The organism is Inquilinus sp., assembly GCF_039594555.1.
Taxonomy (GTDB): Bacteria; Pseudomonadota; Alphaproteobacteria; order DSM-16000; family Inquilinaceae; genus Inquilinus.
In genome coordinates, this window is the sequence record NZ_JBCNNF010000226.1 from 1 (window position 1) to 11,228 (window position 11,228).

Sequence of the window (11,228 nt, forward strand, 5' to 3'; positions counted from 1 at the left end):
CCGCGACAGCACGCCGGGCACCGTGGTGTGGGCCGTGACCTGCACCGCGCTGTACTCGTCCGGCGCGGGATCACCGGCCTCGCAGGCCGTGAGGCCGAGCTTGAAGCGATCCGCCGGCTTCGCCCCCTCGGGGCAGTACACGCCCGGCACGGCCGAGGTCAGGCTGCTAGTTTCGAAGCCGTTGGCCTTGAGCAGATTGCCGGCGATCGTCGTGGCGTCAGAGATCTTCAGCGCGGCCGACAGCGCCGAGACATCCGTCGCCACCTGCAGGTGGCGCTGCTGCGCGTACCAGAGGCCGACATCGGTGGCCAGCGCCGCCGTCCCAATCAGCGGCACCAGCATCAGTGCCGCGAAGGGCGCGATCGCTCCCCCGTCACCCGATCCGCGACGTATCAATCTCCCGATCATGGCAGCCCCCCCGATGACGACCCCATGCCGCCCCCAAAGCCGGATGGCGGCCCATAGGAGCTGTTGCCCGAAAGCGGTTGAAGCGGCTTGCCGATGTCCTGGATGAAGTTGGAATAGACCTGACCGGCCTCCGCCCCCGACAGGCCGGCCGGCGCGCCAGGGCCCGGATGCGGGCGCTGCTGCGCCTGGATCACCTGCAGGGCGCGGTTGCTCTCGAACCAGTCGGGCGCCTTCGGCTGCACCAGCTGCTGCTGGGCCGGCGCCGCGGCCGGCAGGAACAGGGCGCATGCGCCCAACGCCGCAAGGCATGCTCGCATCATGGCTGGTTCTCCGAAGCTTGCGCCAGGCGCCGCGGCGCCACCGTGCCCGTGCCGGCGCTGGTCGGACCGCGCATCTGGCCGCGGGCGGTCTTCAGCATCTGCTCGACCGCGCGCCGCTCCTGGGCGTTGGTGATCCGGCCGAGCATCGCCTTGGCGGCATCGCCCTGGCCGGAAATGTCGAGGCATAGAATCAGGTTGTTGCGGACCTGGGCATTCTCCGGCGCCAGCTCGGTCGCCTGGCGCAGGGTGAACAGCGCCTCATCGTAGGAGGCGATCCGCATCTCGGCGAAACCGAGGTCGTTCAGGTATTTGACGTTGATCGGTTCGCGCCGCACGGCCTCGTGGAAATAGGCCCGCGCCTTGGCCCAATCGCTGCGGCCGGCCGCGACACGGCCGAGACCGTCATAGGCCGCGGGGGCCTGGTCGCCCTCCAGCAGCTCCCGGTAGATCGCCTCGGCGCGCGCATAGTCCTGAATGTCGAGGAAAGCGTCCCCGCGCAGCACCTGCGCCCGCGCGTCGCCCGGGTGGCGGTTGTCGTAATCGTCGAGATAGGCCAGCGCGGCGCGCGACTTGCCGCCCTGGCGCAGCTTGTCGACGATGCCGAGATACAGGTCGCGCGAATTCTCCGCGTCGAGCGGCGCCGCCTGCGGCAGCGTGTCCGCCGGCGACGGCTCCCGATGCACGGTCTGGCTGCCGCCGAACAGGCCGCAGGCCGAGAGCCAGGGCAAGAGCAGGAGGGCGGCCAGGCGGGCGGGGTTTCGCGTCATCGGCCTAGTCCCGTCAGGGTGGAGAGGATGGTGACGATGGCCGGGGCCACCAGCACGATGAACAGCGCCGGCATCATGAAGACGATCATCACGATGGTCATCTGCGTGGTCTTGCGGCCGATGCTTTCCTTGGCCGAGGACACGCGCCGGTCGGCGAATTCGCGCACGAACTCACGCAGCGCCGGCCCCAACTCGGTGCCGTACATCAGGGTCTGCTTGAACAGGGCCGCCACCTCACGGATGCCGCCGACGCCCAGCCGGTCGGCCCAGCGGTCCAGCGCCTGGTCATAGGCCATGCCGCGCTGCAGATCCTCGACCAGCACCCGCATCGACTGGCGGACATGCGGCATGGCGTTGCCCTCGCCCTGCGCCACGGTGCGGAAGCACTGGTCCAGGCTGACGCCGCTTTCCAGCATCAGCAGCAGCACGTCGAGGACGAAGGGCAGTTCGGCGCTGACCCGCCGCAGCCGGACCGAGGCCAGCGAGCGCAGCACGAACTTGGCGGCGATATAGACCACGCCGCCGGCCGCCAGGGGGTAGAAGCGGGCGACGCCGGACCACATCCCCAGGAGCCACAGCACCAGCCCGGCGCCGAGAATGGCCAGGAGCGCCGCGGCGAAGCGCAGCCCGGCGAACACCATCAGCGCGCTGGGGTCGTAATAGCCCGCCGCCCGCAGGAGCTGCAGGATCTCCTCACGGTCCTTGGCGCCGCCGACCAGGACCGGCGCGAAGGGCTGCAGCCAGCCGAGCTGGAGGCCGGCCGCGCCGTCCTGCGGCTGGTCGGACAGCCGGGTCAGCCGCCGCTTCAGCCGCGCCTCGCCCACCGTCCCGCGCAGCCCGAGACCCAGCAGCAGCAGGCTGGAGCCGGCGGTGATGACGATGAAGGCGAGCTCGAGGCTGAAGACCGGCATGGCGTCAGAACTCCAGCCGCATGATGCGACGCATGACCAGCACGCCGAACAGCTGCAGCCCGACCGCGATCAAGGCCAGGCGCGGCCCCTGCTCCGCATGGATGAAGAACATGATGTAGGCCGGCTTGATCACCGAGATCATTACCAGCACCACCGACGGCATCAGGCCAAGAACGATGGCGCTGAAGCGGATCTCCGCCGTCGCCGCCTTCAGCTCGCGCTCCACCCGGGTGCGCTCGCGCAGGATCTGCACCAGGTTGGCCAGCACCGCCGACATCCGGCCGCCGTAGCGGAAATTGACCTCAGTCGCGGTCGCCAGCATGAACAGCTCCGGCACCTCCAGCCGCCCGGCCAGCCAGGACATGGCCTCCGGGATCGGCGCGCCGTTGTTGATGCGCCGGACCATCGGCTGCAGATAACGCTGCGTGGCCGGCGACGTGTTCTCCGCCGCCTTCAGCAGCCCCTGCTGCATCGAGTTGCCGACCATGAGGAGCTGGCGCAGCGCGTCCAGGAAGAAGGGCAGGCCCAGCAGGAAGGCGTTGATCCGCCGGGTCGCCAGCGCGTGCAGGGCGTAGATTGTGGCGCCGACGGCCAGGACCGGGATGGCGGCGGCGGCGATCGGGCTGACCAGCCAGGCCGCGGCGATGGTGGCGGCGATCACCAGGACCCCGGCCAGCACCAGCCGGTCCGGCCGCAGCACGATGTCGGCGCGGTTCAGCCACAGCCGCAGGAAGCGCGGCCCGCCTTGCCCGGCGGGCACCGGCCGGGCACCGGCGGGACGGCCGCCCACCGCCTCCCCGGTCCGCTCCGGCACGGCGCTGCGCAGCAGCTCCAGCCTGGCCTGCACCTGCTGCTGCTGGCGGCGCTGCCGGCGGCCGGCGACCAGGCTGATCCCCGCCATCACGAACAGCGCCAGCACGCCCAGCAACAGGAAGGCGAAGCCGGTCATGCCGCCCCTCCCCGCGCCGCGGCCAGCCGCAGGTCGGGCGCGCCGACCAGGCGGTGGGCGTAGAACGGGCGCGCGGACAGGGTGCGGAACTCGCCCTGGCCGCTCAACGGCGGCTGCTCCTCGAAGCTGAACAGCGGGTTGAGGGTGAAGCTGTCTCCCTCCATCCCGGTCAGCTCCGAGACCGAGGTGACGCGCCGCTTGCCGTTCGCCAGCCGGTTGACCTGCACGACGATGTGGACGCTGTTGGCGATATAGCGGCGCACCGTCTTCGGATCGCCGCCCAGGCCGCCGAAGCCGAGCAGCATCTCCAGCCGGCCGAAGGCGTCGCGGCTGGAATTGGCGTGCATCGTGGCCATCGACCCGTCATGGCCGGTGCTCATCGCCTGCAGCATCTCGACCGCCTCGGCGCCGCGCACCTCGCCCAGGATGATGCGGTCCGGCCGCATCCGCAGAGCGTTGCGCACCAGATCGCGGGCGGTCACCTCGCGGCTGCCGTCGAGGTTGGGCGGCCGCGTCTCCAGCCGCACCACATGGCTCTGCCGCAGCTGCAGCTCGGCGGCGTCCTCGATGGTGATCAGCCGCTCCTTCTCGTCGATGTAGCCGCTGAGCATGTTGAGCAGCGTGGTCTTGCCCGAGCCGGTGCCGCCGCAGATCAGGATGTTGAGGCGCGAGCGCACCGCCGCCGCCAGGAAGCTCATCATCTCCTGGCTCATCGAGCCGAGGCGCACATAGTCCTGCGCGCCCATGGCCTGAACCCGGAACTTGCGGATCGACACCATGGGCCCGTCCAGCGCGATCGGCGGGATCACGACATTGACCCGCGATCCGTCGGGCAGGCGCGCGTCGACATAGGGCGTCGCCTCGTCCACCCGGCGGCCGATCGGGCTGACGATCCGCTGGATGATGTTCATCAGGTGGGCGGTGTCGCGGAACCGCACCGGCACCGCCGCCATCTGGCCGCCGCGCTCGACATAGACCCGGTAAGGGCCGTTGACGATCACGTCGTCGATCGACGGGTCCTTCAGCAGCGGCTCCAGCGGGCCGAGGCCGATCACCTCGTTCTGCACCTCGGACGCCAGCAGGGCGCGCTCGGCGGCGTTCAGCGCCAGCCCTTCCTTGGCGGCGAAGCGGGTGATCGCCTGCTCGATGCCGTCGCGGATCATCGACTGGCTGGCCGATTCCGCGTTGATGCCGAGCGCCTCGAGCTGCTCCAGCACCAGGTTGAAGATCGCGAACTTCGTGCGCTGATAAGCGTCGGTGGTGCGCAGCTCCGCCGCGGCGAGCTCCGCCTCCCCACCCGTCCTGACGCCGACGCCGTTGGTCAGACCCGCCATCGTCCCCTCCTCACGACGTCCGCAGCCGGCGGAACAGGCCGACGCCGCGCGGCGTCGGCCGAGCCGCGCCCGGCACCACCGGCGCCCCGGCGACGGCGGCCAGCGCCTGCAGCGCCCGGCTGTAGGCCGCCCGAGGCTGGTCCAGCACCAGCGGCCGCCCGGTGTTGAGCGCGTTGAGCAGCTCGACCCGCGCCGCCGGCAGGCGGACGGAGCGGCGCAGGCCCAGCGCGTCGCGCATCTGCTCGTCGGTCAGGCTGATGCCCGGCATGTGGTCCTCGACCACGAGCGTGATGCGCTCCAGCACCGGCGCGCCGGGCCCGATCTGGATCAGGAGGTCGCGGCAGGCCTTCACCGCGGTGAATTTCTGCGGCGCGACCAGGTAGATCCGGCCGGCGGCGCGCACGAACTCCGCCAGCAGGCCCGGGTGGCGGATGCCGCCGACATTCAGCACGATCTCTCCGAACAGGGCCCGCAGCACCAGCAGCATCGAGGCGATGCTCTCGGTGGCGATGTCGTGCACCTCCTCGCCCGCGACGGCGAGAGGCAGCACATGCAGGCCCGACGGCTCGTGCCGGCCGAGGGCGGAGGACAGCAGGGTGCGATCCAACCGGGCCAGGTCCTGCACCGCGTCGCGGATGGTGTAGTTCAGCGGCACGTTCAGCGCGGCCCCGGCCTCGCTGGAGGGCAGCGCGCCGTCGACCAGCAGCGCCCCGCCCGCCGCCTTGGCCCGCAGGACCGCCAGGTTGACCGCGAACAGGCCCTCGCCGCCCGGCTGGCCGCTCATCACCAGGGTCAGGGCGCCGCTGCCGGCGTCGTTGCCGCGCGGCGCGCCGGTGAGGTGGCGGCCGATCTGGCCGCCCAGCACCTCGCCGCGCGCATCCCGGTCGATCACGTCGGTCGCCCCGGCGCGGATCGCCCGCAGCACCGAGCGAGCATCGGCCTCGTCGCCCAGGACGACGACCGGCGCCCCGGGATCGGCCGCGATGACCGACCGCATCGCATCCGCCAGCGCGGTGCCGAAGCCCGAGACCGGGTCCGCGTCGAGCAGGATCAGGTCGAGCTCGGCCTTGCCGCACAGCTCGACCAGCGAGGCCGTGTCCGGGGCCGAGCGGATCACCGCGGCAACGCCGTCCAGGGCCGCGATCAGGGCGGCGGCGATGTCGGTGTCGGAGGTGGCGACGCTGATCCTGTGCATGGCCGCCTACCGCATCAGCCCGTAGGGCGCGAGGTGATCCTGCACCTGATCGACATTCAGGATCATGTCGCCGACGGTCGGGTTGAACTTGCGTGTGTCCACGCCCGGCAGCGGCGGGATCTGGTTCGGGGCCAAGGGCGTGACCAGCCGCGGCGTGGCCACGATGATCAGCTCCTGCCGCTCCTGCTGGTTGTTGGTGCTCTTGAACAGGGCGCCGATGATCGGAATGTCGCCGAGCCAGGGGAACTTGCTCTCGTTGATCTGGCTGTTGCTGTACATCAGCCCGGCCAGCACGAAGCTCTGGCCGTTGCCCAGCTCCACCGTGGTCGAGGTCGAGCGGCGGCGGAAGGCCGGCACCTGGAAGCCCTGGAATTCCAGGGCATTGGCATAGTCGAGCTCGCTGACCTCGGGCGCCACCTTCAGCACGATGCGCTTGTCCGACAGCACCACCGGGGCGATGTCCAGCTTCACGCCGTACTGGTGGTATTCGATGGTCACGGTGCCGATCGACGCGCCGCCCTGCGGCACCGGGATCGGCACCTCGCCGCCGGCCAGGAACTCCGCATGGTCGCCCGAGCGGACCAGCAGGGTCGGCTGCGCCAGCAGCTGGGTCAGGCCGGCCTGCGACAAGGCGCTGAGCAGGCCGAGGATGCCGTTGCGCGGATCGGCCAGGAACAGGTTGAACGCGCTGGTCAGCGCCGGCGATGCCGAGATCGACAGGTTGCGGCCGGTGAAGTTGAAGCTCTGATAGGTGTTGGGGCCGATCAGCGCGCCCTGGAAGTCGCTGCCGCCGAGGGCCGAGAAGTTGAAGCCGAGGGCGCGCAGCGTGGTGGCCGACACCGCCGCGAACTGGATGTCGACGGCGACCATCTGATTGCCAGTGACCCGGGTCAGGTCGACGACGTTGTTGCCGCCATAGGCGCGGGCGATGCTCGAGGCCCGGGCATGGGCGTCCAGGTCCGGCACCGTGCCGGACAGCACCAGCGTGTCGCCGTCGCGGCTGACCCGCACCCCCTGCAGCCCCGGCTGGCTGCGGATCTGCCGGGCCGGGTCGCCGCGGTCGGGGATGGTGGGCAGGGCGACGGTCGCGCCGCCGACCGTGACGTCGTAGGCGACGCCCTGGTCCGACTGCGCGGTGAAGATGTTGAGCGTGGTCTTGCCGGATTGCAGGCCGGTGATCTGCAACTGGTCCTCGTTCAGGGCCGTCGCGTCGATGATGCCGCCCTGGCCGACGACGATGCGGGTGATCGGGGCGGGCAGGTTGATCACGCGCTGGGCGCCGACGCCGAGCCGCAGTTCCTCAGCCCCCGCGACCTGGGTGACGAGGACAAGAACCGCGACATACAGCAGGCGGACCACAAACCTCATCGCGGCTCTCCGGACGTCTTCGGGTAGATCAGCTGAGTGCGGTCGCCGACGATCAGCTCGATCGGGCGCTTCTGCGGCGTCGCCGGCGCGGCCGGCGGTGGCGTGGGACCGCGGATGTCGGAGAGCTTGGCGGTGTTGTCCCCGATCAGTTGCAGGTCGTCGGGACCGCGCAGGGACAGGTAGAAGGCGCCGAGGCTGCGGGCCAGGGCAAATTTGGCGATCTGGTCCGGCGTCATGGCCAGGCTGATGGTCCGCGACGGATCGTTGCGGCGACCGGATGTGCTGGCGGTCTGCTCGGCAGCGGCCTGGGCCAGCGTCGGATCGCCGAGGGTGGCGCCGACGGTCAGCACTAGGACGTCCTGCAGCACCGTGCGCGCTTCGCTGATGTCGGTTTCCGGCCGCTCCGCCATGCCCTGCTTGGCAAAGACGGTGTCGGGCAGCACCAACTGGATATCGACCTTGTCGCCCGGCCGGATGAACTGGCTGACCGCGATCTCGTCATTGGTCAGGATGCTGATCGCGCGATAGCCGGCGGGCACCAGTGCAGCCAGGCCCGCCTTGGCCGGATCGGCGGACATCGCGGAATCGAGCAGCAGTTGCTGCGGCAGGATGTCGGCCGTCGCCACCTTGCCGACCACGTCGCCGTTCGCCGTGCGGGCTCCGGAGGGTACCGTCCCGGCGATCGAAGTGGTGGTCACATCCTCGCGGGCGATCACCTGCCCCCGCGCGATGAATCGGGCAGCCGTCATGACGCCGACCACCTTGATGTCGGCAGGCGCTGACTGGACGATGGGCGCAGGCGCGGGAACCGCAACTTCCGGCAGATAGGCCTTGTATACGCCATAAGCGATCAGCGACACCGCCCCCAGCCCCCCGAGGACCAGATAAGCTCTTGTCAGCGCATTCGTGTTCATCGGTGAGGGGCTTCAATAGGCATATCAAAACCACAAGGCCGCCGGACCGGGCGGCATTTTTCGAACCTTACCCGGCTAACGCTTGCGAACTCTAGAGTATTCGGTCATTTCGCGCATTCCTTAAAAGATTAGCTAAACTAGCATTAATACCCGACTATGTAGCACAGATCCAGCGAAGGCACAAGCTTTATTGCGCCTCAGCCTGATCAAGCACCATTCTTACTAGAAATCGCCAAGCAGAAAAACCAGCATAAAATGTTATGCATGAAATAGACCTCAAGATCCCGCCGGAGTGTATTCCTAGAAGCCCGACCGAGAGTTGCAGACTATATCGAAATATATGGAATATTTATTTATGTCCATTTTTTTATCGATGTAAGCCCCGCGAAATATCGAGGTCGTGGCACAGGCGCCACGACCGGAGGTTGTGGATTCAGCACCGGCACGACCCACGGCAAGTCCATCGCCGAGGCTTGGACGGCTCCTCCACCGATTCGCCACCTTATCGGCCGAAGCGCCGATCAAAGACGGCGCTCTGGCGAAACCAGCCTGCGCCTCCGGCGAATGTCGGTTGCCAAACATCCCTGCCCCACTAATCTGAAAACGATTGCAACGGACGCCAGAATCCATTCGTCGAGCCAACAGGAGGAACCATGTCCGGGAAGCACCTGACCGTTCTCGCCGCGCTCGCCCTCGCCCTGGCCGCCTCGCCGGCGGCGCTCGGTGCCGAGATCACCTTCGCCTGCGGCTCCACCGGCATCCAGTCCAGGCTGTGCGACGAGGCCGCCAAGGCCTGGTCGGCCAAGACCGGCAACACCGTCAAGGTCGTCGCCGCGCCGCAATCCACCTCGGAGCAGTTGGCGCTGTACCAGCAGTTCCTGACCGGCAAGTCGGCCGACATCGACGTGTTCCAGGTCGACGTGATCTGGCCCGGCATCCTGGGCAGCCACTTCATCGACCTGAAGCAGCAGGTCGACCAGTCGACCATCGATCAGTACTTCCCCAGCATCGTCCAGGGGCTGACCCGCGACGGCCAGCTGCTGGCCCTGCCCTGGTATACGGATATGGGGCTGCTGTATTATCGCAAGGACCTGCTGGAGAAATACGGCCTCAAGCCCCCCACCACCTGGGCCGAGCTGACCGACGCCGCGAGGACCATCCAGGAGGGCGAGCGCAAGGCCGGCAACGACCGCTTCTTCGGCTTCGTCTTCCAGGGCCGGGCCTATGAGGGGCTGACCTGCGACGCGCTGGAATGGATCGCCAGCTTCGGCGGCGGCAGCATCGTCGGGCCGGACGGCAAGATCACGGTCAACAACCCGCAGGCCGCCAAGGCGCTGGACACCGCCGCCTCCTGGATCGGCACGATCGCGCCCGACGGCGTGCTGAACTACATGGAGGAGGACGCCCGAGGCGTGTTCCAGTCCGGCAATGCCGCCTTCATGCGCAACTGGCCCTATGCCGCCAGCCTGGCGGAAGCCGGCGACAGCCCGGTCAAGGGCAAGGTTGGCTATGCCCCGCTGCCGAAGGGCGACGGCGAGGGCGCGCGCAACGCCGCGACCCTCGGCGGCTGGCAGATCGCGGTCTCCAAATACTCCAGGAGCCCCAAGGAGGCGACGGCCTTCGCCGTCTACCTGACCTCCCGGGACGAGCAGAAGCGCCGCGCCCTGGAGGGCGGCTACCAGCCGACCATCCCGGCGCTGTACGAGGATGCCGAGATCCTGGAGAAGCGCCCCTTCTTCAAGGTGACGCGGCAGGTGCTGGAGAGCGCCGTGGCCCGCCCCTCGGCGGTGACCGGGGAGCGCTACAGCGAGGTCTCGTCCCTGTTCTGGAACGCGGTCCACAGCACACTGTCGAAGCAGGGCGATGGCGCCGCCAACCTGGCGCAGCTGCAGAAGGACCTCAACCGGCTGAGCCGCGGCGGCCGCTGGTAGGCATCACACAAACTCGAGCGACGAAGGAGACGGAAGTGTCGGTCAAGGTGATCCAGGTCGGCCTGGGCGGCTGGGGCATGAACTGGGCCCACACCATCCTGCCGCAGGTCAAGGCGGTCGATGTCGTCGGCTTCGTCGACGCCAACCCCGAGGTACTGAAGCGGGCCCAGGAGACGCTGGGCCTGGCCGAGCAGAAGTGCTTCCCCAGCCTCGACGCCGCCATCGCCGGTGTCGAGGCCGAGGGCGTCCTGGCGGTGCTGCCGACCGCCGGGCACAAGAGCGTCAGCGAAGCCGCGCTGAAGGCCGGCAAGCACGTGCTGGTCGAAAAGCCCTTCACCTCGACGCTGGAGGAGGCGCAGGAGCTGATCGCCCTGGCCAAGCAGGCCAACCGGGTGCTGATGGTCAGCCAGAACTACCGCTACCAGGCGGCGGTGAGGATGGTGGCCGACCTGGTGCACAACGGCATCTATGGCCGGCCGCTGTCGGCGCTGATCGACTTCCGGCAGAACTGGAAGGTCACTGGGCACCGCTATCACGACATCCCGGGCCCGCTGCTGCTGGACATGGCGATCCACCATTTCGACCTGATGCGCATGATCTTCGGCGAGAACGTGCAACGGGTGGCCTGCCGCAGTTGGAACACGCCGGACAGCCCGTTCCGGGACCACGCGGCGGCGCATGCGCTGCTGGCCCTCGAGAGCGGGCTGATGGTGTCCTACAGCGGCTCCTGGGTCTCCCGCGGCACGCCGACCACCTGGACCGGCGAATGGGCGATCGAGTGCGAGGAGGGCGAGCTCGTCTGGTGGGCGCGCGGCCGGGAGGGTGCCGTCGCCGACAAGGTGATGCTGCGCCGGCCCGACGGCACCACCAAGGATTTGGCCCTGGAGCCGATGGCGCTGGTCGACCGTGCCGGCACGCTGAACGCCTTCGCCGACGCCGTGCGTGGCAAGCCGCCGCGCTACTTCACCTCCGGCGAGGACAACATCCACTCCCTCGCCACCAGTTTCGCCTGCATGCGGTCGGGCGCCCAGGACGGCACATGGGTGTCGCTGTCCGAGACCCTGCCCTGATCGCAGCCCAACCCTGGAGACTTCCGACATGGCCCTCCCCCGCCTGCTGGTCTGGAACGCG

General features: G+C 69.0%; 11 protein-coding genes. 2 read left to right on the forward strand and 9 right to left on the reverse strand.

Translation table 11 applies throughout. The annotated features are described in order from the left end of the window. From ABDW35_RS22205 to cpaB, 9 genes are all read right to left on the reverse strand, one after another. Nucleotides 1-408, reverse strand: a 408-nt coding sequence (locus ABDW35_RS22205) for a pilus assembly protein TadG-related protein (protein ID WP_343716062.1), incomplete at its 3' end; no start/stop codon positions are given. Continuing rightward, nucleotides 405-728, reverse strand: coding sequence for a hypothetical protein (locus ABDW35_RS22210; RefSeq protein WP_343716063.1), 324 nt, complete (start codon nt 726-728; stop codon nt 405-407). The genes ABDW35_RS22210 and ABDW35_RS22205, both read right to left, overlap by 4 nt. After that, nucleotides 725-1,495: a tetratricopeptide repeat protein gene (locus ABDW35_RS22215; RefSeq protein WP_343716064.1), complete on the reverse strand. Its 771-nt coding sequence runs from the start codon at nt 1,493-1,495 to the stop codon at nt 725-727. The genes ABDW35_RS22210 and ABDW35_RS22215 overlap by 4 nt, the downstream gene beginning before the upstream one ends. After that, nucleotides 1,492-2,406 carry a type II secretion system F family protein gene (locus ABDW35_RS22220; RefSeq protein WP_343716065.1) on the reverse strand — a complete coding sequence of 305 codons (915 nt, stop codon included), beginning with the start codon at nt 2,404-2,406 and terminating at the stop codon, nt 1,492-1,494. Before ABDW35_RS22220 ends, ABDW35_RS22215 begins: the two co-directional genes overlap by 4 nt. A 4-nt stretch (nt 2,407-2,410) precedes the next feature. After that, on the reverse strand, nt 2,411-3,355 hold the full coding sequence (locus tag ABDW35_RS22225) for a type II secretion system F family protein (protein ID WP_343716066.1): 945 nt from the start codon (nt 3,353-3,355) through the stop codon (nt 2,411-2,413). Continuing rightward, on the reverse strand, nt 3,352-4,689 hold the full coding sequence (locus tag ABDW35_RS22230) for a CpaF family protein (protein WP_343716067.1): 1,338 nt from the start codon (nt 4,687-4,689) through the stop codon (nt 3,352-3,354). Before ABDW35_RS22230 ends, ABDW35_RS22225 begins: the two co-directional genes overlap by 4 nt. A gap of 10 nt (nt 4,690-4,699) precedes the next feature. After that, a complete protein-coding gene (locus ABDW35_RS22235) occupies nt 4,700-5,884 on the reverse strand; it encodes a hypothetical protein (protein WP_343716068.1) in 1,185 nt (394 codons plus the stop codon). Between the two features lie 6 nt (nt 5,885-5,890). Next, nucleotides 5,891-7,252 carry a type II and III secretion system protein family protein gene (locus tag ABDW35_RS22240; RefSeq protein ID WP_343716069.1) on the reverse strand — a complete coding sequence of 454 codons (1,362 nt, stop codon included), beginning with the start codon at nt 7,250-7,252 and terminating at the stop codon, nt 5,891-5,893. Continuing rightward, nucleotides 7,249-8,166 (reverse strand): Flp pilus assembly protein CpaB, encoded by a 918-nt coding sequence (gene cpaB, locus ABDW35_RS22245; RefSeq protein WP_343716070.1) that lies wholly within the window; start codon nt 8,164-8,166, stop codon nt 7,249-7,251. The genes ABDW35_RS22240 and cpaB overlap by 4 nt, the downstream gene beginning before the upstream one ends. 653 nt (nt 8,167-8,819) lie before the next feature. On the opposite strand from cpaB, the gene ABDW35_RS22250 reads away from it, so the two are divergent. Both ABDW35_RS22250 and ABDW35_RS22255 read left to right on the forward strand, forming a co-directional pair. Then, the gene (locus ABDW35_RS22250) at nt 8,820-10,097 is read left to right on the forward strand and encodes an ABC transporter substrate-binding protein (RefSeq protein ID WP_343716071.1); all 1,278 of its coding nucleotides are present in this window, start codon (nt 8,820-8,822) and stop codon (nt 10,095-10,097) included. Between the two features lie 35 nt (nt 10,098-10,132). Continuing rightward, the gene (locus tag ABDW35_RS22255) at nt 10,133-11,167 is read left to right on the forward strand and encodes a Gfo/Idh/MocA family oxidoreductase (RefSeq protein WP_343716072.1); all 1,035 of its coding nucleotides are present in this window, start codon (nt 10,133-10,135) and stop codon (nt 11,165-11,167) included. Nucleotides 11,168-11,228: the final 61 nt, after the last annotated feature.